The following is a 23,051-nucleotide window of genomic DNA, read 5'->3' on the forward strand; positions in this document are numbered from 1 at the left end:
GCGGTTCCTCTCCAGGGGACCTAGAGCGACAACTGTCGCGTTAAGATGCTGGCACAGCCCTGCCGACCTCATCAACCGGATACCGACTGCCGATGACAGACCCGCTCGATACGACATCGGACCGCCGTCCGGGTGGCCGCACCGCCCGCATCCGCGCCCAGGTTCTCGACGCGGTGCGCGCCGAACTCGCCGAGGTCGGTCATCAAGGACTCACGATGGAGGGGGTCGCGACGCGGGCCGGAGTGCACCGTGCGACGGTCTACCGGCGTTGGCACGATGTCGGCGGACTGCTCGTCGACGTCATCGACGCCGCCGGCGAGATGGACTGGCAGCCGCCGGACACCGGCTCACTGCGCGGCGATCTGACGGCCCTCAACGAGGAGATCCAGGAGTCTCTGGTCGTGCAGCCGTCGTTCGCCCTCGCCCTGATGGCCGCCTCCTTCCACTTCGAACAGGCCGCGCGGGCCCAGACACGGCTGTGGACGGACCGCTACGACCAGTGCGAGATCCTCGTCGAGCGCGCCATCGAACGCGGTGAACTCCCCGCACAGCACATCGACGCACGGAGCCTGCTCATCGCCGCCACGGCGCCGCTCTACCACCAGCTGGTCCTCCTGCGCACCGATCCGGACCCGCAACTCCCGCAACGAGCCGCGGAGATGGCAGTCCTGGCGGCCGCCGCGGGCGCCTTCTCCGCCAGCCGAGAAGAGCGGCAAGAGAGCGAGTAATCGAGGAGACAGGGAGCGAACACCAGGGCTGGCAGGTGCAGTCTCATCGCTCTCAGCATCGGCTCCGTCCACGGCGGCGGAGGTGGAGTGTTACGGCGATCCGAAGTACGGCACACCGGCAAGACGAACTGGGCCGAGCGCGCTGGCGGTTGACGCATCGCACGGTCCCGACAACGACTCGGTCCTGACATCTGTCAGGACCGTGCCGTGCCGAACCCGGCCTAGTCTCAGGGTTGTTCAACACGGGGGGCTCCGGCAGCAGGCGGCCGACTGCTGCCGAGCACCACCCTGTTCCGTACGCCGAGTTCGGCCTCACCCCGCCCGCGCAGCCAAAGCAGTGGTCGTCCCTCTCCCCTCCCAACCATCTCGTCACACGTGGCGCACGACACGTCCATGACAGGGTTGCGTCGGTGAAGGAGAAGGGAAGTCATAGGGGCGCCCATGATTGCCGCGAAAGGACGACCAGTGACGTCCACTGCGCCTCCCCCCATACCCCGAGCCGCAGGATCGTTTCCGTTCATCGGTCACGCCCTGAAGATGCGCGACAACCTCGGCTTCATCGACTCGCTGCGCGAGACGCGGGAACCACTCGTCGAGATCATCCTGCAACCCGGCACGCGCACCATCGTGGTCCAGGACCCGGCCCTGATCCACCAGATGCTCAAGGCCCTGGGGCCCTCCCTCGACAAGGGCCGGCTCTACGACAAGCTGGGCCAGCTGCTGGGCGACAGCGTCGTGACGGCCGTCGGCCGGAACCACGTACGCAAGCGCCGCCAGTTGCAACCGGCGTTCGCCCACACCGAGATCAGCCGCTACGTCGACCTCATGCGCGCCGAGGTGACAGCCACCGTCGCCGGCTGGGAACCCGGGCGAACCCTCGACGTACGCGAGGCGATGGTCGGGCTCAGCCTCGACATGCTGGCCAAGACGGTGTTCGCGGGCAGTCTCGACGACGGCGTCTTCCGCCGGCTGCGCAGCGACCTGTCGGTGGTGTTGAACGACGTCGGTGTGCGCATCATGGTGCCCGACTGGGCCGAGCGCCTGCCGCTGCCCTTCAACCGCCGCTTCGACCGGGCCCGGGACGGCGTACGCGCCACCATCAGCGCCGCCGTCGACGAACTGCAGGCCTCCGGGCACGACACCGGGGACATGCTCTCGATGCTGCTGCGCGCCGTCGACGAGGAGACCGGCCAGCCGCTGACCGGACATCAGATCTGCTCCGAGATCCTCACCCTGGCCGTGGCGGGCACCGAGACCACCGCGTCGGTGCTGTCCTGGACCCTGTACGAACTCGCCCGCCACCCCGAGATCGAGGCCCGGATCCTGGCCGAGCTGGACGAGGTCGTCGGCGACCGTCCTGTCACCTTCGACGACGTGACCCGGCTGCCCTACCTGAACCGGGTGATCACCGAGACCCTGCGGCTGCACCACCCCGGCTGGCTGGTCACCCGCCGCACCACCGAGGAGACCCGGCTCGGCGGGTGGACGCTGCCCGCCGGCACCGAACTGGCCTACTGCCAGCACGCCCTGCACCGCGACCCCGAGCGCTTTCCCGACCCGGAGACCTACGACCCGGACCGGTGGACCGACCCCGCGCAGCAGCAGCCTCCGCCGGGCGCGTTCCTGCCCTTCGGGGACGGCAAGCACAAGTGCATGGGGGACCGTCTCGCCCTCACCGAGATGGTCACGGCGCTCTCGACGATGCTGCGTTCGGTACGGCTGGAACTCGCCGAGGGCCAGGTCATCCGCCAGGTCGCCCGGCTCACCGTAAGGCCGCGCACCCTGCAGATGACCGTCCGCGCCCGCAACCGTCCCCGAGCCGAGGTCGGCCTCTAGCTCCATGCCGTCGCGATTGCTTGCGGACGTACGCCGAACTGCCATGGTCCTGGGGGTGGTTCGGGTGGCTGCCGCACGTGGGGTCAGGGCCTGACCGCGAACACCATCCCGATGTCGCCGGCCCGCTGCACCGAGTCCTGCTCGGCGGTGACGGTGAGGCCATGGGCGCGGAGGACCTCGCAGATCGTGTCGCGGTTCTGCTGCCAGCCCTCCACCTCGACGACGGCCTGACGGACCAGCGGCCAGTGACGTTCCTCGATGCCTCTGAGTACCTCGAGTTCGGCGCCTTCCACATCGACCTTGAGCAGGTCGATGCGGTCGATGCCCTGCTCGTCGAGCACCGACGACAGGGGCCTGACCCTCACCCGGTGCGTCTCGAGCTGTCGCAGCACCCGCAGCTTGCGGCCGATGAGAGCGGTGAGGACGCGGGCGGGTACGCGGCGCAGGACCGGTCCCGCGCCGCCCTGGCGGATCATCTCCACAACGCTGGCGGTGACCCGGCGCCGCTCGTCCTCGATGTTCCCCTCGTCCCGCGAGGAGGACGAGAAGATCGTGGCGGCCGGGACGTAGCTGAAATCGAGCTCCTCGTCACGGGACGCCAGGCCGTAAGGGAGCGCGGTCAGACGTCCGTTGAAGAACTCGCGAGCATTGCGTTCGAGTGTCGCGTGCAGTGGCGGCATCGGCTCGAAGGCGTAGATTCGCACGTCCCCGTCCAGCCGCTCGTAGACGGCGGCCGAGAACACACCGATGTTGGCGCCCACGTCGAGGACCGTCGCGCCCGGCGTGCACTCGATGCCGTGGGTGAAGTAGCCGTCCACCTCCTCGCGCAGGAAGGACGCCTCCCAGCGATTGATGCTGTGCAGCTCGATCGCGCTCATGACCATGACAAGATGATGTATCAGGGTTGGAGCCAACAAACCAGCCCGCACCCTTCGATTCAGCCGTGTCCCGGACGACGTCGAAGTCAGCAACGGATGTCCGCTCCCTGCCGCATCTGTCCCCCAGCACTTCTGCCGCCGCTCTCCTCGGACCACCCGTACAGGTACTATGCAGGTCGACATATATGGTCGCGTGGAGAGGATGCGAGATGGGAAAGCGCACGGACGCCAAGCAGAAGATGGTGCAGGCCGCCAAGCAGCTGATCCGTCAGCGCGGCTACAGCGCCACCGCCTTCTCCGATGTCCTCGAACTCAGCGGCACCTCCCGCGGCTCGGTGTACTTCCACTTTCCCGGCGGCAAGGCGCAGCTGGCGATCGAAGCCGCCGAAGCCCATGCGTTCGAGCAGGTCGAGATCATCGACCGGGCCGCGGACCAGGCCACGTCCGCAAGCCAGCTTGTAGAGGTCTACCTCGACCTGGGCCGCGACGCGATGGCGGCAAGCGACTACGCGCGCGGCTGCGGCGTCGCACCTCTCATCACCGAGGGCGCCGCGCAGGACTCGGCCGAGATCGCCGAAACCGGCCGGCGCGCCTTCTCGGAGATGACCGACAGGCTGGCCTTCCATTTCGTCGCCTTCGGCGTGGAGCGCGCCTCGGCGAGAGTGCTCGCCGACGCCGTGATCGCGGGCGTCCAGGGAGCGATGATCACCTCCCGCGCCCTGCGCAGCCCCACCCCCTACGACTCGGTGCGAACCGTATTGGCCAGCCACGCCGCGAGCGTGTCGCCGAAGAGCACGCGGCGCACGCGCGCCTGAAGACTGCCCGCAATCACATTGGCGTTCCGCGGCGCGCTCCCGAGCACCCCCGAGACCGCAGGCCGACCTTCGCGACTTGCCGCATCACACTATGTATGCTGACCTACATACTATTCTGGCGGGCGTATGAACGGCACCCCAAGCCGACCGGCGGTTCACGCAAGGGCATGCCGCCCGCCAGTGACAGGAAAGGGGCTCCACCCATGGCTCGCGTACTCATCACCGGGGCATCCCGCGGCATCGGCAAGGGTGTCGCGACGGCGCTGCACGAACAAGGCCACGAGGTCATCGCCACCGCCCGCAGCGTGTCCATGCTCGACGACCTGCCGGCGGCGCAGAAGCTTCAGCTCGATGTCACCGACCAGGCCTCGGTCGACCAGGCGCTGGCCGAGGCAGGTCACATCGATGTCCTGCTCAGCAACGCCGGAGCGACCGTGCGGGCGCCGCTCGAGACGATCCCTCTCACCGCTCTGAGCGACCTGTTCGAACTCAACACCTTCGGCGCCCTGCGCGTCGCACAGGGCGTCCTGCCCCAGATGCGCCGACGCGGAACAGGACAGCTGATCTTCATGTCCAGCGTCCAGGGCCGCTACGTGATCCCGCTCATCGGCGCCTACGGCGCGACCAAACACGCCCTTGAGGCCCTCGCCGAGACCCTCGCCATCGAGACCCGTCACTTCGGCGTATCCGTACACGTCGTGCAACCGCCCGCCGTGGCCTCCGGTGGTGCCGAACGCGCCCAGGTCCACCTCGACGACACCAACCCCTACCGCCCGCTGCTGGACAGGCTCGGCCCCTTCCGCGCGGCGCCGGTCTCCGTGCAGGAAGTCGCCGACGCCGTGACAGCGACGATCGCGGAAGGCGACAAGGCTCCCTTCCGCATCCCCGTCGGCGAGAACGCGGAAGCCGTCCTCACAGCGCGCAAGGCCGCACCCGACACCGCGCCCTTCCTCGCCGCGCACCTCGACTGGTAGCCGCACCGCACACCAACACCAGCCGCGGACCAGCCGGTCAGCGAGTTCGGACCAGGTGTTCGATCCGTTGGTGCAGATACTCGACGTGGTCCTCGGACTCCGGCTTCATGAGCACGCTCCTGAGGATCCGGGCGCCGTCGGCGTCCCCGGTGATCCGAGGGTGGCGTGCGGTGAACGCCTCGCGGTCGGCCCTGAAGGTGCTCAGGAAGATCGGGTCGGGGCTGGTCATGCCGTCGGTGAGGATGCGGGCGGAGGCCGTGTCGATGGCGGTCAGGGTGGCCGGTTCGACGGCGGGGAAGTAGCTGACGATGTCGAGCTCCGGCCGCTGGTAGAGCCGCAGGTGCTCGGATGCGTCGATGAGGTCCGCCCACTTCAGTGCCGCACGTCGGCCAGCGGCCAGGACCTGGCCGAGTCCGTCCGGTGTGGGCGGCAGGAGTTGGAAGGTGAGCCAGAGGGCGGCTGCGGAGGCGCCGGCGCGGGAGCACTCCAGGCTGATCTCGCCGAGGTGGAGTTCGGCGGAGGTGAAGTAGGTGTAGGGCGAGTCGTGGAGGTAGAAGCGGCCGACCTCGGGGTCGCGGAAGAGGACCGCTCCGCAGCCGTAGGGCTGGAGGCCGTGCTTGTGGGGGTCGACCACGATCGAGTCGCATCGTGCGATGGCCCTCCAGGGCTCCGCCGGCAGTCCCTCGGGGCCGTCGGCGCCGGCGAGGAGGGTGAAGAAGCCGCCGTAGGCCGCGTCGACATGCACGCGGACACCGTGCCGCTCCGCGAGGGGAACAACCTCGTGGACCGGGTCGATCGCACCGAGCCCGGTGGTGCCGGTGGTGACCACGACCGTGCCCACCTCCCCGGTGCCCAGGATGTCCTCCAGGGCTTCGAGGTCCATGCGGCCGTGGTCGTCGGTGGGTACGGGGTGCCCCTTCAGGCCCAGTACGTGACACATGCGGCCGTGGGTGTAGTGGGCGTCCTGGCTGTAGGCGACGCCGCGGCCCGGGTGGAGTTCGCGGGCGACGAAGAGGGCTTCGAGGTTGGCGATCGTGCCGCTGGTGGTGAGGTGGCCGAGATGGGTGTCGTATCCGAACATCGAGGCGAGCCGGGCGACGACCTCGCGTTCCATCGCCGCGGTGGCGGGGCCGCCGTCCAGGGCGTGGTTGTTGGGGTTGATCAGCATCGCGGTGACATAGCCGACCACGGCGGCGGGGTGCGGGGGCTTGAGCATCTGGCCCGCGTAATGGGGGTGGAAGAAGGGGTAGTTGTCCTTCAGTCTTCCCGTGAGTTCCCCGAAGGCGACGGCGAAGCGGTCGTCGTCCACCAGGAGGGAAGGGTGTGTTTGATAAGGGCCGTAGGTGTCGGCCCAGTCCTGTATCGCGTGGGTGGCTCGGCCGAGCCAGTGCTGCAGATCCACTGCTCTTCCTCACGTCTTCTCTCCGATGAGCCGGAGGCCTACCGGACGATTCGGTTCGTGCTCTCACGCCTCCTCAGGCGAGCGTGACCTCCACCGGCAACTTCTTGATTCCGTTGACGAAGTTCGAGCGCACCCGCGGCACTTCGCCGACCAGGCGGATGTCGGCGAGGCGGGGGATCAGTTCCTCGAACATGATGCGGATCTCGGTGCGGGCCAGCAGGTTGCCCAGGCACAGGTGGGGGCTGCCCTTGCCGAAGGTGACGTGGTCGTTGTGCTGCCGGGCCACGTCGAGGGCGTAGGGGTCGGTGAAGACCTCCTCGTCGCGGTTGCCGGAGGCGTACCACATGACGACCTTGTCGCCCTCCTTGATCCGTTTGCCGCCTAGTTCGACGTCCCGGGTCGCGGTGCGGCGGAAGTGGTAGACGGGGGACGCCCAGCGCAGGAACTCCTCGACCGCCGTGGGGATCAGGGACGGGTCGGCCTTCAGGCGGGCCAGCTGCTCGGGGTGCTGGAGCAGGGCCAGCATGGAGTGGGTGATGGTGTGCCGGGTTGTCTCGTTGCCGGCGACGACCAGGAGCAGGAAGTAGTTGTCGAAGTCCTGCGCGGAGAGCGGGACGCCGTCGCGCGGGGTGGTGTTGACGAGTTTGGAGACCAGGTCCGCGCCCTCGCCGCCGCGCCGCTGCCTGGCCAACTCCCGCCCGTACTCGAAGACTTCGAGCGAGGCGGGCGAACGGAACGGCAGGTCGCGGTACTTCTCGCTCTCCTCGCTGTGCAGGAGCACGTCGGCGTAGTCCGGGTCGGTGTTGCCGATGATGCGGTTGCCCCAGTCGATGAGCTGCTGGTTGTCCTCCGGCGGGACGTCGAGCAGCCGGGCGAGCACGTTGATGGGGAAGTCGGCGGAGATCTCCTTCACGAAGTCGAAGCTGCCCTTGGCCAGCGCCGCGTCCAGGGTCTTCGCCGTCAGGCCGCGCAGGAAGTCCGTGTAGCTGTTGATCACCCCCGCCCCGAACTGCCGCTGGATCACGCTGCGCAGCGCCCGGTGGCGGACACCGTCGAGTTCCAGGATCGAGGCGCGCTTCTTGATCTGGTCGTCGTCGACCTCTTCGAGGTTGACGAACCGGGTGGAGGTGAAGGTGTCCGCGTCCCGGTCGACGCGGGCGATGTCGGCATGCCGGGTCACCGACCAGAAGCCGGAGTTGGGGGCCTCTTCCGGCTGCCAGTGGACGGGGTCCTCGTGGCGCAGGGTGTGGAACATGCGCCACGGGGTCACGCCGTCGGTGAAGTTGTCGAGGTCGGCGAGGTTCACGTCCGCGAGCGGCAGCGGCTCGTTCGCGGCAGTGGTCAGGGTCGTCTCGGTCATCGGTGGCTCCTGAGGGTCGTACGGGCGTGTCACAGGTGGTAGGCGTACTCGGTGAACTCCCAGTCGGTGACGTGCCGTTGGAAGCGCTCGACCTCGTTGCGCTTGTAGGCGAGGAAGGACGCGGTGAAGTCCTTGCCGAGCACTTCGGCCAGGACGGCGTCCGCCTCCAGCGCGTCCAGGGCCTCGGACAGGGTGCCGGGCAGGGTCGCGGAGCGGGCCGGGTCGTAGCCATAGCCCTCCAGCGGGGCGGGCGGCTCCTCGGCGGCCACCACGCCCAGCAGCGCGGCGGCGATCGTGCCGGCGATCGCGAGGTACGGGTTGGCGCCCGCGTCACCCAGCCGCAGTTCGAGGCGGGCTCCGGCGCCGCGTTCGGGCGGGATGCGGACCATCGCGCTGCGGTTGTCCAGTCCCCAGTCGATCAGCCACGGCGCGAGCGTGTCGGGTCCGAAGCGTTTGTAGGAGTTGACGGTCGGGTTCAGCAGCGCGGCGAGGGCGGGCGCGTGGGCCAGCACCCCGGCGACCGCATGGCGTGCGGTGGCCGAGAGGCCGTGGGCGCCGGACGGGTCGTCGAAGGCGTTGCGGCCCTCGGTGTCGTCGCACGACAGGTGGAGGTGGAAGCCGGAGCCGCCGGCGTCGTTGAACGGCTTCGCCATGAAGGTGGCCAACCGGCCTTCCTTGCGGGCCAGTTCCTTGATGGCGGCCTTGAAGCGGAACGCCCGGTCGGCCGCCGACATCGCCTCCGAGTGGACGAGGTTGATCTCGAACTGTCCGCCGTCGAACTCGTGGTTGCCGCTGAGCACGCCGATGTTCAGGTCGCGCACCTGTCGCAGGGTGCGCAGGAGGTGGTTGTCGGGGTCGGCGCGCAGCCCCGCGGTGTAGACGACACCGGGGTCGGTCGCGTACCGGCGCCAGCCTCCGTCGGGGGTGGGCTCGCACAGGAAGTACTCCAGCTCCGGGCCCACGACCGGCCGCAGACCGTGCTCGGCGCACCGCGCGAGGACGGCCTGGAGGAGGTCGCGCGGCGACTCGGGGGCGGGTGCCCCGGTCGCCGGGTCCAGCACCTCGCCGAGACAGGTGGCCACGCCGGGCTCCCACGGCAGCGGGAGGAGGGTGTCCAGGTCGGGGCGTACGCAGATGTCGGGAAGACCGGCGTCGAGGCCGCCGCTGACCGGGACCACATCGCCCTGCGGACTGGTGTGGTAGACGGCCCGGCAGAAGGCGAGTCCGTGCTCCATGGCCCGGGGCAGTTCCGCCAGCAGGACGTCACGGGCACGGTCGGTGCCGATGAGGTCGGGGTAGGTCACCCGGACCACGTCGATGCCGTCGGCGGCGAGTCGCTCCATGTGGCGGCGGACTTCCGGGATGTCTTGAACACTCACCGTTGACTCCTCGGACGGACGGTGGGACGCCTACGGGACAGGGCCCGGAGGCGGGCGGCGTGAGGCATGAGGCATGAGGCCGGGACTCGGTGGTCGCGGGCAGCCCGGTCACGTTGTTTGACGCCAAACGGTAGGAGCGGTTCTCCCGTCCCGCAAGAGGCGGCGACAAGAAAATTATCCATCCGGATAGGTATTGACCCCACCTCGGCGGCTTCCTATCTTGTTTGAAGCCAAACGAGTCAGGGGCCGGTCTTCCAGCCCCTTTGGCCGGGGCCCGGCTTCCGGGCCGGGCCCCTTCTCCCCATCACCTCTCCGACGCCCTCACCTCAGGAGGACCGGCCATGAAGGTCGTCGTCGACATGAACAAGTGCCAGGACCACGGCCAGTGCGTCTTCGCGGCCCCCGACGTCTTCCAGCTCGACGACGACGGACACCTGGCCTACGTCCCCGACCCCGACGACGCCCTGCGCGACGAGGCCGAGGAAGCGGCGGACGTCTGCCCGCTCCAGGCCATCCGGATCGAGGAGTGATGACCGGCGCGGGTGTGGTCGTCGTCGGCGCCTCGCTGGGCGGTCTGCGCGCCGCCGAACAACTGCGGACGGCCGGCTGGACCGGGCCCGTGACGGTCATCGGCGACGAGCCGCACATGCCCTACAACCGGCCTCCGCTCTCCAAGGAGGTCCTCGCCGGCAAGGCGTCCTTCGACTCCCTCGCCTTCACCCCCAAGGCGAGCGCCGCCGATGTGAAGTGGCGGCTCGGCCGCGGAGCCGTCGCGGCCGACTTCGCCGAGCACACCCTCACGCTCGACGACGGCACGACGCTCTCCTACGAGGGTCTCGTCGTCGCCACCGGTATGCGCCCCCGGCGGCTGCGCTGCCCCGGGCCGCCGGCCGGCCGCCACACCGTGCGCACCCTCGCCGACGCCCAGGACCTGCACTCCGAACTGACCCGGCCCGGTGTGCGCGTGGTCGTGGTCGGCGCCGGATTCATCGGCTGCGAGGTGGCCGCCAGCGCCGTAGGACTCGGTGTCGCCGAGGTGACCGTCGTCGATCCGCTGCCGTTGCCGATGGTGGGACCGCTCGGTGAGCTGCTCGCCGGTTCGCTGCTGCGGCGGCACCGGGAACGCGGGGTGCGGTTCGCGCTCGGCACCGGTGTCGCCGGGTTCGAGGGCGACGACCGGGTCACGGGTGTCGTGCTCAGCGACGGAACCGTCCTGGCCGCCGATGTGGTGGTGGAGTCGGTCGGTTCGCTCGCCAACACCGAGTGGCTGGAGGGCAACGGGCTGGATCTGAGCGACGGTGTGCTCACCGATGAGCTGCTGCGGGTCGGGGGGCTGCCGTCCGTCGTCGCGGTCGGCGATGTCGCCCGTTTCCCCAATGCCCGCTACGACGGGGTACCGCGCCGGGTCGAGCACTGGTCCATCCCGACAGACAGCGCCAAGCACGCGGCCAGGAGCCTGGTGGCCCATCTCAGCTGCTCCCAGGGCGAGTTGGCGGCCTTCGCGCCGCTGCCCACCTTCTGGAGCGACCAGCACGACTTCCGCCTGCAGTCCTTCGGTTCGCCCCTGCTCGGCCTCGGTGACGTCCGGGTCCTGGACGGCGATCCGGACGGAGACGTCATCGTCGGCTACCACCGCGAGGGCCTGCTCGTCGGCGTCGTCGCGCTCGGCGCTCCCACGACGGCCGCGCGGGCCGCCCGCTACCGCACCGCGCTGCTCCAACAGCCCGCCCTCACCGCGTAAGGAACCAACGTCATGGCCAGCGTCCGTGGTTACTTCCACCCCAAGACAGCGAGCGGTTCGTCGTCGCTGATCCCCGCGCCGCCCTGGCGCTACTCGGGCGACCTGCTCACCGTCGAGTACCGCACGGATCCCGCACGGGTGCGTGAACTGCTGCCGGAGCCGCTGGAGTTGGCGGACGAGGACCCGGGTGCGGTCGCCCTGATCTGGGCCGACTGGCAGTCCTGCGCGCAGGCGGGGGACGAACTTCTCGACCCCGTACGGGCCCAGTACAAGGAGACGTTCGCGGTCGTGCGCTGCTCGTTCCGGGGCCGTACGTACTCGCGGTGCGTGTACATCTGGGTCGACAAGGACTTCGCGATCGCGCGCGGGCTGCACCAGGGGTATCCGAAGAAGCTCGGGTCCATTCATCAGACGCGGCCGCATCCTTATGGGCCAGCGCCCCGCATAGAGGCGGGCGCCCGCTTCGGCGCGACTCTCGCCGCGGCCGACCGGCGGCTCGCCGAGGCCGTGGTGACCCTGCGCGAGCCCGCGGAGACGAACGGGTTCGTGAACGCCCACCCCATGGCCCATCACCGCTGGCTCCCCTCCATAGAGAAGGGCAAGGGCCTGGCACTCGACGAACTGATCGAGACGGGCGCGGCCGACTTCGAGGGCGGTCAACCGTGGGTCGGGGACGCCGAGTTGGCGCTGTTCGAGGCACCCACTGAGGAGTTGGATCGGCTGGAGGTTCGTGAGCCGATTGCCGCGTATTACCGGCAGGTCGGGGTGGTTTGGGATGGTGGGCGGCTTCTGGAAGCAGGTACGTCCGGAGCGTCTGCCGGGTGAGGCGTGTGGGCGGGTGCGGCGCCATTGTGGCTTGTCGCGCAGTACCCCGCGCCCCTAGGTGAGTGACCTCTCTCCCTGTTCAAGAAGGAGCCCTTCCCATGTCTGAGAAAATCGTCGTCGCCGGAGTCCCCGTCGACACCCGGCACTTCATCGGCGGCCGACGCGTCGCCTCCGCCTCGACCTTCGACGACGTCTCCCCCATCGACGGCCGCGTCCTCGGCCCGATCGCCCGCGGCGGCCCCGTCGAGGCCGAAGCCGCGGTCGCCGCCGCCCGCGAGGCGTTCCCCGCCTGGGCCGCCACCCCTCGTGCCGAGCGCGCCCGCATCCTGCACGCCATAGCCGACGGCGTGGAGAAGCACATCGAGGAGCTCGCGATCGTCGAGACCCACGACAACGGCGCTCTGCTGCGCTCCCACCGCCGGGGCGTCATGCCCCGTGTCGCGCACAACTTCCGGTTCTTCGCCGACTGGTTGCTCGGCCTCGGACACGAGGACTTCGACACCCGCGGCCACACCAACCACGTCAGCTGGGATCCGGCCGGCCCGAGCGTGCTGATCACGCCGTGGAACGCCCCCTTGATGCTGGCCACTTGGAAGGTCGCCCCGGCGCTCGCGGCCGGGAACACCGTCGTCCTCAAGCCCGCCGAGTGGTCGCCGCTGACCGCCTCACTGCTCGCCGACATCGCCACCGAGGCCGGACTGCCCGCCGGTGTCCTCAACGTCGTGCAGGGCTACGGCGCGGAGATCGGCGACGCACTCACCTCGCACCCGGACGTACGCCGCATCAGCTTCACCGGCTCGGTACCCACCGCCAAGCGGATCGCCGCGTCGGCCGCCGCCAACCTCACCCCGCTCAGCCTCGAACTCGGTGGCAAGTCACCGCTGTTGGTCTTCGCGGACGCGGACCTCGATCTCGCGGTCGACCTCGCCGTCGAGCAGTACGACAACGCCGGACAGGTGTGTCTGGCCGCCACCCGCATCCTCGTAGAAGAGTCGGTCGCCGAGGAGTTCACTCGACGGTTCACGGCGAAGGCCGCCGCCCTGGTCCAGGGCGATCCGCGGGACGAGGCGACCGACATCGGGCCGAACATCCATCCCCGCCAGCTGGAGAAGATCGACGGGTTCGTGCGGCGCGCGGTCGAGGCGGGTGCGCGCGCGGTCATCGGCGGGCACCCCGCGGACGGCCAGTTCTACGCGCCGACCCTGCTCGCCGACGTCGCCCAGGACTCGGAGATCGTCCAGGAGGAGGTCTTCGGACCGGTCCTGACCCTCCAGACCTTCACCACCGAGGACGAGGCCGTCCGACTCGCCAACGACACGCGCTTCGGCCTGGCCGCCACGCTCGCCACCGGCGACCACGAGCGAGCCGACCGCGTCACCGCCCGGCTCGTCGCCGGCACGGTCTGGGTCAACTGCTTCTTCGTACGCGACCTCCAGGCCCCCTTCGGCGGCTCGCGCCTGTCCGGTGTCGGCCGCGAGGGCGGCACCTGGAGCTTCGACTTCTACTGCGACCTCAAGAACACCGTCACCGCCCCCAACGGATGGAACAACCATGGGTGAGATCGTCGGGGCCGGCCTGCTGGCTCATGTGCCCACCATCGTCCTGCCCGAGGCCGACCGCCTCGAACTCAACGAGGGCAAGGAGATCACCCTCGTCACCGGCCTCCGTCAGCTCCGCGAGGACGTCTTCGCACGCGACGACTACGACACCGTCGTCGTCCTCGACTCGCACTGGGCGACCACCGTCGAGTTCGTCGTCGCCGCCCAGCGGCGCCGCGCTGGCCTGTTCACCTCCGAGGAGCTGCCGCGCGGCATGTGCCGCATGCCCTACGACTACCCGGGCGACCCCGAACTCGCCCACAACATCGCCGAGTTCGCCGACCGGCACGGCACCTGGATCACCCCGATCGAGGACGACCACCTGCCGGTGTACTACGCCACCATCAACCTCTGGAAGTTCCTCGGCGAAGGGCTGCCGGACAAGCGGTGGGTGACCATCGGCGTCTGTCAGACCGGGGACATGGAGGACCATCTGCGCCTGGGCCGCGCGCTCGCCGACGGCATCGCGGCCACCCCCGGCCGCCGGGTCCTGCTCATCGCCTCCGGTGCCCTCTCGCACACCTTCTGGCCGCTGCGCGAGATACGCGACCACGAGGCCAGCGACCCCGCGCACATTCGTACCCCCGAGGCCCGCGAGGCCGACTACGAGCGGATCGCGTGGTTCAAGGAGGGCCGGCACGACAAGGTCCTCGACACCATGGACGAGTTCTGGAAGCACAAGCCCGAGGCGAAGTTTTTCCACTACCTGATGATGGCCGGCGCCCTGGGCGAACAGGCCTGCACCGCCCGGGCCCGTCAGTACGGGGAGTACGAGAACTCCGTCGGCACCGGCCAGGTCCACCTCTGGTTCGACCGGCCGGCCGAGGGCTGGACCGGTGACGACCTGCCCGCACCTGCCTCCCCTCGTACCCCGCACAGCCGCGCCTAGGAGAACCTCATGCCCGAGTACCGCCGCATTCTGCTGGACGGCGCCACCGTCGAGGTCACCGTCGACGGCGACGAACTCGTCGCCGGGGACGGCCGACGCGTCAAGACCGAGGAGGCGCTGCACCTGCCTCCGGTCGTGCCGTCCAAGGTGATCGCCGTCCACCTCAACCACCGCAGCCGCGTCGACGAGTTCCGCATCCAACTGCCCGACACACCCACGTACTTCCACAAGCCGACCTCCTCCCTCAACTCCCACAAGGGCGCGATCGTCCGCCCCGAGGGCTGCAAGTGGCTCAACTACGAGGGCGAGGTCGCCATCGTCATCGGGAGGACCGCGCGGAACATCTCCCCGGCCGAGGCGGGCGACCACATCGCCGGCTACACCATCGCCAACGACTACGGCCTGCACGACTTCCGCGACACCGACGCCGGCTCCATGCTCCGCGTCAAGGGCTCCGACACCCTCTGCCCGCTCGGCCCCGGTCTCGTCACCGACTGGGACTTCCACGGCAAGCGGCTGCGCACCTACGTCAACGGCCACGTCGTACAGGACGGTTCGACCGACGAGATGAAGTGGGACATGCACTACCTCGTCGCCGACATCGCCCGCACCATCACCCTGTACCCCGGGGACGTGCTGCTGTCCGGCACGCCCGCCAACTCCCGTCCCGTCCAGCCGGGGGACGTCGTCGAGGTCGAGGTCGAGGGGCTGGGCAGACTCACCAACCACGTCGTCACCGGGCCCACCGCCATCCGTGCCGACGTCGGCGCCCAGCCGACCGAGTCCGAGGAGGTCCTGTCCACCGCGCTCGGCGGTGACTGGGAGTTCCGGGGCGTTCGTGCGCCGCGTCGCTGACGGCCCCGGCGCAGGTAGGGTCGCCTGCATGACCGAGCCCGCCGACCGCCCCCGCAAGCGCGTCACCTACGGCGCGGGCCGCGAGGCGCTGCTGGACGCCGCGGTGCGCGTGGTGGCACGCGGCGGACTGCGCAGACTCACCTACCGCGCCGTCGCGGAGGAGGCGGGGGTCACCCACGGGCTCGTGGTGCACCACTTCGGGACGCGTGACGCGCTCATCGAGGCGGCGCTCACCCACGCCATCCGCTCCTCCCTCAGCAGCAGCGACCTCGAACCCGGCACCGGAAAGCCCGAGGACTTCTCGCTCGGCCTGACCGAGATGGTGGCGTCGAGGCCGGACCTCCAGGCCTTCCAGTACGAACTGCTCCTGGAGTCCCGGCGCAGGCCGGAGCTGCTGTCCCACCTCCGTGCGCTCTACGACGAGTACTTCGCCGCCACCCGGCGCGAGCTGACCCAGATGCTGCCCGGACCGGTCGACGAGGGCCTGTCCCGGATGGTGTTCGCCACCCTGGAGGGCCTGGTCCTGCACCAGCTCGTCTTCGGCGAGCGCGAAATCATCGAGGACGCCCTCGACGAGCTGCGGCGCGTCCTGCGGTTGCTCGCGCGGGAGCGCGACGGGCACTGAACGCCCCGCCCTCACCTACGGATCACGGCCCCTCCCCCACTGGTCACGACTCCCCTGATCACAGCCGCGTAAGAAATCCGTGTCGGACACGGATTCTCCGTGCCACCCCCTTGCCAAACGGATAGTTCCGCCCCACGATGAGGCAACTCGTTTGGCCTGAAACGACCCTTCCCTTTCATGGCAGGTGATCCGAGTGGACAGTCAGGCGGTCGCATCCCAGCGGTCCGTGCGGGACGAACCCACGGCAGGCACGCTCAAACCCAACGCGCTCGGCGTGCTGGGCATCCTCTTCCTCGTTCTGTCCGCCCAGGCGCCGCTCACCGGCATCGCCGGAGCGGTCCCGATCTCCGTCGGTATCGGCAACGGTCCCGGCACGGCCGGCGCGTATCTGCTGGTCGGCCTGGTGACCCTGCTCTTCTCGGTCGGCTTCGTCACCATGGGCCGGCACGTCGTGGACGCCGGCGCGTTCTACACGTACATCGGCACGGGCCTCGGCCGGACCGCCGGGGCTGGCAGCGCGAGCGTGGCGCTCTTCGCGTACTGCGCCATCCAGGCCGCCATGTACGGGCTGTACGGCTCCATCGTCAGCGGTCTGGTCGACGCGCACACGGGCCTCGACCTGCCGTGGTGGGTGTGGTCGCTGGTGACCATGGCCGTCGTGCAGGCGCTCGGCGCCACCGGGATCGACATGGGCGCCAAGCTGCTGGCCGTGTTCGTCCTGGCGGAGTTCAGCATCCTGCTGGTCTTCAGCCTCGTCACCCTCTTCAAGGGCGGCGGTCCGGAAGGCCTCGGCTTCTCGCGGTCCTTCTCACCGAGCGCCGTGACCCAGGGCGCGCCGGGCGTGGCCGTGATGTTCGCCGTCGCGTCCATGTTCGGCTTCGAGGCCACCGCGATCTACGGCGAGGAGGCGCGCGAGCCGAAGAAGACCGTCCCTCGGGCCACGTACCTCGCGGTCGTGGTGGTCGTGGGCTTCTTCGCGCTGACCTCGTGGATGCTGGTTTCCGCGTACGGCCCGTCCAAGGCCGTCGACGCGGCGGGCAAGGCGCTGTCCAGCGGGGACTCGACGGCGTTCGTCTTCGCGCCGATCGCCGCGCAGTTCGGCGGCTGGGTCAACGACGTCCTGCCCGTCCTGCTGGCCACCTCCCTTTTCGCCGGCCTGCTCACCTTCCACAACTCGGCCAACCGCTACCTGTTCTCGCTGGGCCGCGACGGGCTGCTGCCCCGCCGCCTGTGCACCCTCAACACCCGGCACGCGCCCTGGACCGCGGGATGTGTGCAGACCTTCGTCGCGGTGGCCCTGGTGGTGCCGTTCGCGGTCGCGGGCAAGGACCCGGTCCTGACGCTCTTCTCCTGGTTCAGCGGGGTCGCCGTCCTGGCGATGATGCTGCTCTACCTGCTGACCTCGGTGTCCGTGGTGGTCTTCTTCCGCCGCGAGCGGCTGGAGGTGCGGCTGTGGAACACGCTGATCGCCCCGGTTCTGGCCACGATCGCGGTCGCGGGTGCCGTCTGGCTCATCCTCGCCAACTTCACCACCCTCATCGGCGGCGAGCGCGGCACCGCCGTGTGGCTCGCCCTGTCGGTCCCGGTGGTCATGGCGCTGGGCGTCGTTGCGGCGCGGTTGACCGGCCGGGCACCGGCGACCGCCGACGGCTGACCGGTTTCCCTCCCCAGACGGCTGACCGGTTCCCCTCTGCGGACGGCTGACCGGTTCCCCTCTGCGGACGGCCGACCGCTTTCCCTCTGCCGACGGCTGACCGATACCCGCTCCCCCGGTGCGCGTGCGACGACACGACGAGCGCGCACCGGCGGGACGGACGGCACCCGCCGCGGGCACGTGATCCGCACTCCCCCACCCGATGACGAAGTGGAGATCCCCCATGCCGGCCGTCACGCATGACGAATGGCTCCGCCGCGCCAAGGCGTTCCAGGTGCGCGGCGCCCATCACATCGACGGCGCCGACGAACCCGGAGCGGGCGGCACCTTCCGGGTCGTCTCGCCCCGCGACGGACAGGTGGTCGCCGACGTCGCCGACGGCGGCCCCGCCGAGGTGGACGCGGCCGTGGCCGCCGCCCGCCGCGCCTTCGACACCGGCCCGTGGCCGCGCCTGGCCCCCGCCGAACGCGGCCGGGTCCTGCTCCGCCTCGCCGAACTCCTCGAAGAACAACGGGAGTCGCTCGCCCTCGCGGTGAGCCTGGAGATGGGCAAGCCGATCACGGACGCCCACGACATCGAGCTGCGCGCGGCCATCAACACCTTCCGCTGGTACGGGCAGTTGACCGACAAGCTGACGGACGAGTCCCCGCACACCGCATCCGACGCGCTCGCCCTCGTCACCCGCGAACCCGCCGGTGTCGTGGGAGCCGTCGTCCCCTGGAACTTCCCCCTGACGCTGGCGAGTTGGAAGGTGGCACCGGCACTCGCGGCCGGCTGCACGGTCGTACTCAAGCCGTCCGAGAACTCACCGCTGTCCGCCCTGCTGCTCGGCCGGCTCGCGACGGAGGCCGGGTTGCCGCCGGGCGTCCTCAACGTGGTCACCGGGGACGGGCCAACTGCCGGTCGCTCGCTGGGACTTCACCCTGACGTGGACGTCCTCGCCTTCACCGGCTCCACCGCAGTCGGCCGGCACTTCCTGCGCTACTCCGCCGACTCCAACCTCAAGCGGGTCTGGCTGGAGCTGGGCGGGAAGTCGCCCAACATCATCCTCCCGGACGCCCCCGACCTGGAGAAGGCCGCCGCCACGGCCGCATGGGGCATCTTCTTCAACCAGGGCGAGATGTGCACTGCTCCCTCCCGGCTGCTCGTGCACTCCTCCGTCGCCGAGCAGGTCACCGAGGCCGTCGTCGCACAGGCCCGGGAGCTGCGGGTGGGCGATCCCCTGGACCCGGCGACCGAGATGGGCGCGCTGGTCGGCGAGGGGCACCTGGAGCGCGTACTGGGCCATGTGCGGCGCGGTGTCGACGAGGGCGCCCGGCTGAGGGCGGGTGGCGCGCGCACCCGTGCCGACAGTGGTGGCAGCTTCGTCGAGCCGACCGTGTTCGACCGGGTCGAGGCGGGCGGAGGGCTGGCCCGCGAGGAGATCTTCGGGCCCGTCCTGTCCATCATCTCCTTCAACACCCTTGAGGAAGCGGTGGAGTTGGCCAACGCCACCGAGTACGGCCTGGCCGCCGGTCTGTGGACCTCCGACCTGAGTACCGCCCACCGGGTCTCCCGGGCTCTCAAGGCGGGCACGGTCTGGGTGAACTGCTACGAGGAGGGTGATCTGACCGTGCCCTTCGGCGGGATGAAGCAGTCGGGCAACGGCCGCGACAAGTCCGCGCACGCCCTGGAGAAGTACACCGAGCTCAAGACGACCTGGATCCAGCTGTGACCGTGCTACCGGATGCAGGTGTGACCGTCGCGCCGGATCCAAGTCTGACCGCCCCGGCGCGTCCGTTGATCGCCCTGCCCGCCCGCTTCTCCGCCACCACCTCCGCGCTGCGGTACGCGGCCGAGGTCAACGCCCGGGCCCTCGTGGAGGCGGTGTGGCGGGCCGGCGGCGAACCCGCGACCATCCACCCGCACGCCCCCGACGGCACCGCCGACCCCGCGGAGGTCGCCGCCCGCCTCGCCCGGTTCGACGGGGTGCTGCTGCCCGGCGGTGGGGACCTCGCACCGTACCGCTACGGAGTGGGCGCGACCCACGAGAGCGTGTACGACGTCGACGACCGTCAGGACGGCTTCGATCTCGAAGTCGCCCGGCAGGCACTGAAGTCGGGGCTGCCGCTGCTGGCCGTCTGCCGTGGACTCCAGGTCGTCAACGTGGCGCTCGGCGGCACCCTGGAGCAGGACATGGGAGGCCCGGACCGCGAACACCGGCACGTCGTGCACCCCGTGGCCCTGGAGCCGGGATCGCTCCTCGCGCGGGCGACGGGAGCGGAGAAGGTGGACGCCTCCTGCTATCACCACCAGCGCGTCGACCGCCTGGGCGGCGGACTCCGGGTGACCGCTCGGGCCGCCGACGGAACCGTCGAGGGGCTCGAACTCCCCGGCGCCCGCGGCTGGTTCGCGGCGGTGCAGTGGCATCCCGAGGACACCGCGCATGTGGAGGAGGCGCAGCAGGGCTTGTTCGGAGCTCTCGTGCGGGAGGCTCGGCGGGCCAGCTGACCCGCTGAGGCTCAGGCCCGCTGAGACTCAGGCCCTGGGTCGGCGTCCGCTGCGGCGAGGCGCCGGCGCGGCCCCGTCCAGCAGGGACTGTCGGCGCTCCTCACCGTGGTCCTCGATCTGGAGCACGACACGTCGCAGCATGTCCGCGAGGCCGCGGCACTCGTCGTCGGTGAGCTGTCCGGTGACGAAGGCCTCCTCCTCGTTGAACTCCGGGAACAGCCGCTGCATCAGCTGCTCGCCCTCGTCCGTGAGACTCAGCAGAACCAGCCTGCCGTCCGACGGATGACCGGCCCGCTTGAGCAGCCCGCGCGACTCCAGCGTGCGCGCCACACCCGTCAGCGTCCCCTTGGAGATCCCCACTTCTTCCGCGACATGCCGGGTCTCCGACTCGTCCCAGACCCAGACGACCCACAGGACGACGAAGGCGGTCCAGGTCAGGTCGGAGCCCCGCAGCACGGAGTTCTCCAGATGCTGGCGCGCCGCCGCCGCGGCCCGGTGGATGTTGGCGACCGCCGCCATCTGATCCCGGCGTATCGGGAAACCGCCGAGCCTCTGCGCGGCGAGTTTCTCGGCTTCGGTAATGGATCGATGGCCGGGCACGGGCGCTCCCTCTCTCACTGACACAGGTCGTTCGGGATCAAATTGTACGGAGCCCTGCCCCAGGGTTCACCAGGGCAGGGGACTCCATGGTCCGGCGGTCGGTCCTTGCGGCAGGGCGTCCTGCCGCAAGGACCGACCGCCAACCGCAGGTGTCAGGCGCCGAGCGTCCGGAAGAAGGCGCGGACGTCGGCGACGAACGCCTCCGGCTGCTCTAGTGCGAGGAAGTTGCCGCCGTGCTCCAGCTCGCTCCAGTAGGTGACGTTGTGGTCCCGCTCGGCGAAGCGGCGGATGGCGATGTCGGTGTGCAGGGCGACGACGACACCGGTCGGGACGGTGCCGCGCGGCTTCGGGGCCCAGGCGCCGGCGTCGTGACCTGCCTCGTAGTACAGGTTCGCCGAGGAGCCCGCCGTGCCGCTGAACCAGTAGACGCTGATGTTGGTCAGCAGCCGGTCGCGGCCCACGGCGTCCTCGGGGAGTTCGGCGGCGGGGTCGGTCCACTCCTTGAACTTCTCGGCGATCCAGGCGAGTTGGCCGACCGGCGAGTCGTGCAGGCCGAAGGCGAGGGTCTGCGGGCGGGTGGACTGGATGGCGTTGAAGCCCATCTTGTCCTGCTGGAAGTTCTCCAGCCGGGCCAGCCGCTCGGTCTCGGGCCCGGTCAGGCCTTCGAACTCGGCAGGGTCCCCGGAGGGGAAGGTGACCAGGCCGTTGACGTGAATGCCGACGATCCGCTCGGGTGCCTGACGCCCCATCTCGCCGGCTATCCAGGCGCCGCCGCCCGTGCCGTGAACGCCGTAGGAGGTGTAGCCGAGCCGGTCCATCAGCCCGACGAACGCGCCCGCGATGCGGCCGTTGTTCCAGCCGGCCTCGCCGAGCGGACCGGAGAAGCCGGTGCCGGGCGTGGAGGTCACGATGACGTGGAAGTCCTGCGTCAGCGGGCGGATGACCTCGACGAACTCGACGAACGAGCAGGGCCAGTCGTGCACCAGGAGCAGCGGGAGCGCCTCCGCGTTCTGCGAACGGGCGTGCAGGAAGTGGATGTTCTGGCCGTCGATCTCGGTGGTGAACTGGGGGAACTCATTGAGTTCCGCCTCCGCCTTGCGCCAGTCGAAACCGTCGGCCCAGTACGCGGCCAGGGTCTTGAGGTAGTCGGTGGGCACACCCCGGCTCCAGCCTGCGTCGGGGATCTCACTGCCCCAGCGGGTACGTGCGAGCCGGCCACGCAGGTCGTCGAGTTCGTCCTGCGCGACGGCGATGCGGTAGGGGCGGATCCGGTCGTCGGTGTTGCTGCTGCTGGTCTCCATGGGTAAGACAGTATTCTCGATATAGGCACGGTACGTTCCTAATAGCACCTCAGGCTGGACTTCATGCTGGATACCTCCGCACGTTTGCTGCGTCTGCTCTCCCTGTTGCAGACCCGGCGGGACTGGCCGGGATCCGAACTGGCCGAGCGACTGGGAGTGAGCGGCCGTACCGTCCGCAACGACATCGACCGACTGCGCGAACTCGGCTACCCCGTGGACGCCACACGCGGAGCCACCGGCGGCTACCGGCTGGGCGCCGGCGCGGCGATGCCCCCGCTGCTGCTCGACGACGAGGAGGCGGTCGCGGTGACGATCGCGCTGCGCACCGCGACGCAGGGCGCCGTCCCCGGCACCGAGGAGACCTCACTTCAGGCGCTGGCCAAGCTGGAGCAGGTGCTGCCCTCGCGGCTGCGCCGACGGGTGCGGACACTCCAGGCCTACACCGTGGCCGTGCCGGCCGACCGCCCGGCGCCGACCGTCTCCGCGGACGTGCTCACCGCCGTGGTCTCCGCCTGCCGCGACCGGGAACGGCTGCGCTTCGACTACCTGGACCACGCCGGGTCGCCCACCCGCCGTGTGGTGGAGCCGTATCGGGCGGTGAACTGGGGACGGCGCTGGTACCTGGTGGCGTGGGACGTCGAGCGCGAGGACTGGCGGACCTTCAGGATCGACCGGATCCAGCCCCGCACCCCGACCGGACCGCGCTTCCCCCCGCGCGAACCGCCCGGCGGCGACATCACGGCGTACGTCTCCCGACGGGTGTCCAGTGCGGCCTGGCGCCACCACGCGCGGGTGACCGTCCATGCGCCGGCGACAGCGGTGATCGAGCAGATCAACCCCGCGGTCGGCACTGTCGAAGCGCTCGACGCCGACAGCTGCGTCCTGATCACCGGTGCGGACACGGTGCAGACCCTCGCCGTCCACCTGGGCATGCTCGACTTCGACTTCACCGTCACCGAGCCCGCGGAACTGGTCACGTATCTCCGTCGGCTGGCCGACCGTTACGCCCGCTCCACTCCCCCCGATCGCTGAGCGGATCCACCTCGCCGTCCTCGCTCGGCTCGTTCCCGAACGGCTTGACGTATGCCTATATGGGAATAT

21 protein-coding genes are annotated in these 23,051 nt (G+C 70.0%); 15 read left to right on the forward strand and 6 right to left on the reverse strand.

The genetic code is table 11. The annotated features are described in order from the left end of the window. Positions 1–92 precede the first annotated feature (92 nt). Together ACIP6U_RS10000 and ACIP6U_RS10005 are read left to right on the forward strand one after the other, a co-directional pair. Positions 93–728 (forward strand): TetR/AcrR family transcriptional regulator, encoded by a 636-nt coding sequence (locus ACIP6U_RS10000; protein WP_401714685.1) that lies wholly within the window; start codon positions 93–95, stop codon positions 726–728. A 441-nt stretch (positions 729–1,169) separates the two neighbouring features. Then, entirely contained in the window at positions 1,170–2,564 is a 1,395-nt protein-coding gene (locus ACIP6U_RS10005; RefSeq protein ID WP_401714686.1) for a cytochrome P450, read from the forward strand. An 83-nt stretch (positions 2,565–2,647) separates the two neighbouring features. Here ACIP6U_RS10005 and ACIP6U_RS10010 read toward each other — a convergent pair whose 3' ends face one another. Beyond that, the gene (locus ACIP6U_RS10010; RefSeq protein WP_401714687.1) at positions 2,648–3,442 is read right to left on the reverse strand and encodes an FkbM family methyltransferase; all 795 of its coding nucleotides are present in this window, start codon (positions 3,440–3,442) and stop codon (positions 2,648–2,650) included. 209 nt (positions 3,443–3,651) lie between these two features. Between ACIP6U_RS10010 and ACIP6U_RS10015 the strand changes: the two genes are divergently transcribed. Both ACIP6U_RS10015 and ACIP6U_RS10020 read left to right on the forward strand, forming a co-directional pair. Then, complete coding sequence (locus ACIP6U_RS10015; RefSeq protein ID WP_401714688.1) at positions 3,652–4,257, forward strand: TetR/AcrR family transcriptional regulator; 606 nt, start codon at positions 3,652–3,654, stop codon at positions 4,255–4,257. A 203-nt stretch (positions 4,258–4,460) separates the two neighbouring features. Next, positions 4,461–5,231: an SDR family oxidoreductase gene (locus ACIP6U_RS10020; protein WP_401714690.1), complete on the forward strand. Its 771-nt coding sequence runs from the start codon at positions 4,461–4,463 to the stop codon at positions 5,229–5,231. A 37-nt stretch (positions 5,232–5,268) separates the two neighbouring features. On the opposite strand, the gene ACIP6U_RS10025 is transcribed toward ACIP6U_RS10020, so the two are convergent. The 3 genes from ACIP6U_RS10025 to ACIP6U_RS10035 form a co-directional block, all read right to left on the reverse strand. Continuing rightward, positions 5,269–6,633: a pyridoxal phosphate-dependent decarboxylase family protein gene (locus ACIP6U_RS10025; RefSeq protein ID WP_401714691.1), complete on the reverse strand. Its 1,365-nt coding sequence runs from the start codon at positions 6,631–6,633 to the stop codon at positions 5,269–5,271. A gap of 73 nt (positions 6,634–6,706) precedes the next feature. Further along, the gene (locus tag ACIP6U_RS10030) at positions 6,707–7,993 is read right to left on the reverse strand and encodes a cytochrome P450 (protein ID WP_401714693.1); all 1,287 of its coding nucleotides are present in this window, start codon (positions 7,991–7,993) and stop codon (positions 6,707–6,709) included. A 29-nt stretch (positions 7,994–8,022) separates the two neighbouring features. Continuing rightward, positions 8,023–9,336: a glutamine synthetase family protein gene (locus ACIP6U_RS10035; protein WP_401715519.1), complete on the reverse strand. Its 1,314-nt coding sequence runs from the start codon at positions 9,334–9,336 to the stop codon at positions 8,023–8,025. 377 nt (positions 9,337–9,713) lie between these two features. Here ACIP6U_RS10035 and ACIP6U_RS10040 point away from each other — a divergent pair, with 377 nt between their 5' ends. From ACIP6U_RS10040 to ACIP6U_RS10085, 10 genes are all read left to right on the forward strand, one after another. Next, positions 9,714–9,902 carry a ferredoxin gene (locus ACIP6U_RS10040; protein ID WP_401714694.1) on the forward strand — a complete coding sequence of 63 codons (189 nt, stop codon included), beginning with the start codon at positions 9,714–9,716 and terminating at the stop codon, positions 9,900–9,902. Continuing rightward, the gene (locus ACIP6U_RS10045) at positions 9,902–11,113 is read left to right on the forward strand and encodes an NAD(P)/FAD-dependent oxidoreductase (RefSeq protein WP_401714696.1); all 1,212 of its coding nucleotides are present in this window, start codon (positions 9,902–9,904) and stop codon (positions 11,111–11,113) included. Before ACIP6U_RS10040 ends, ACIP6U_RS10045 begins: the two co-directional genes overlap by 1 nt. 12 nt (positions 11,114–11,125) lie before the next feature. Next, positions 11,126–11,938: an acetoacetate decarboxylase family protein gene (locus ACIP6U_RS10050; protein WP_401714698.1), complete on the forward strand. Its 813-nt coding sequence runs from the start codon at positions 11,126–11,128 to the stop codon at positions 11,936–11,938. A 98-nt stretch (positions 11,939–12,036) separates the two neighbouring features. Next, complete coding sequence (locus ACIP6U_RS10055) at positions 12,037–13,497, forward strand: aldehyde dehydrogenase (protein WP_401714700.1); 1,461 nt, start codon at positions 12,037–12,039, stop codon at positions 13,495–13,497. Beyond that, positions 13,490–14,425 (forward strand): 3,4-dihydroxyphenylacetate 2,3-dioxygenase, encoded by a 936-nt coding sequence (locus ACIP6U_RS10060; RefSeq protein ID WP_401714702.1) that lies wholly within the window; start codon positions 13,490–13,492, stop codon positions 14,423–14,425. Before ACIP6U_RS10055 ends, ACIP6U_RS10060 begins: the two co-directional genes overlap by 8 nt. Positions 14,426–14,434: 9 nt before the next feature. Next, complete coding sequence (locus tag ACIP6U_RS10065; RefSeq protein WP_401714703.1) at positions 14,435–15,280, forward strand: fumarylacetoacetate hydrolase family protein; 846 nt, start codon at positions 14,435–14,437, stop codon at positions 15,278–15,280. A gap of 28 nt (positions 15,281–15,308) precedes the next feature. Then, on the forward strand, positions 15,309–15,905 hold the full coding sequence (locus tag ACIP6U_RS10070; RefSeq protein ID WP_401714705.1) for a TetR/AcrR family transcriptional regulator: 597 nt from the start codon (positions 15,309–15,311) through the stop codon (positions 15,903–15,905). A 193-nt stretch (positions 15,906–16,098) separates the two neighbouring features. Next, entirely contained in the window at positions 16,099–17,559 is a 1,461-nt protein-coding gene (locus ACIP6U_RS10075) for an APC family permease (RefSeq protein ID WP_401714706.1), read from the forward strand. A 223-nt stretch (positions 17,560–17,782) separates the two neighbouring features. Then, positions 17,783–19,273 (forward strand): aldehyde dehydrogenase, encoded by a 1,491-nt coding sequence (locus tag ACIP6U_RS10080; RefSeq protein ID WP_401714708.1) that lies wholly within the window; start codon positions 17,783–17,785, stop codon positions 19,271–19,273. Positions 19,274–19,293: 20 nt separating this feature from the next. Beyond that, positions 19,294–20,049, forward strand: coding sequence for a gamma-glutamyl-gamma-aminobutyrate hydrolase family protein (locus ACIP6U_RS10085; RefSeq protein ID WP_401714709.1), 756 nt, complete (start codon positions 19,294–19,296; stop codon positions 20,047–20,049). A 27-nt stretch (positions 20,050–20,076) separates the two neighbouring features. Here the strand turns inward: ACIP6U_RS10085 and ACIP6U_RS10090 are convergent, their stop codons facing one another. Together ACIP6U_RS10090 and ACIP6U_RS10095 are read right to left on the reverse strand one after the other, a co-directional pair. After that, positions 20,077–20,649 (reverse strand): MarR family winged helix-turn-helix transcriptional regulator, encoded by a 573-nt coding sequence (locus tag ACIP6U_RS10090; protein ID WP_401714710.1) that lies wholly within the window; start codon positions 20,647–20,649, stop codon positions 20,077–20,079. Positions 20,650–20,801: 152 nt separating this feature from the next. Then, complete coding sequence (locus ACIP6U_RS10095) at positions 20,802–21,950, reverse strand: epoxide hydrolase family protein (RefSeq protein ID WP_401714712.1); 1,149 nt, start codon at positions 21,948–21,950, stop codon at positions 20,802–20,804. Positions 21,951–22,013: 63 nt separating this feature from the next. Here ACIP6U_RS10095 and ACIP6U_RS10100 point away from each other — a divergent pair, with 63 nt between their 5' ends. Continuing rightward, positions 22,014–22,982, forward strand: coding sequence for a helix-turn-helix transcriptional regulator (locus ACIP6U_RS10100; RefSeq protein WP_401714713.1), 969 nt, complete (start codon positions 22,014–22,016; stop codon positions 22,980–22,982). Positions 22,983–23,051: the final 69 nt, after the last annotated feature.

Origin of the sequence: Streptomyces sp. NPDC088794, assembly GCF_044750545.1 — a bacterium.
Taxonomy (GTDB): Bacteria; Actinomycetota; Actinomycetes; order Streptomycetales; family Streptomycetaceae; genus Streptomyces.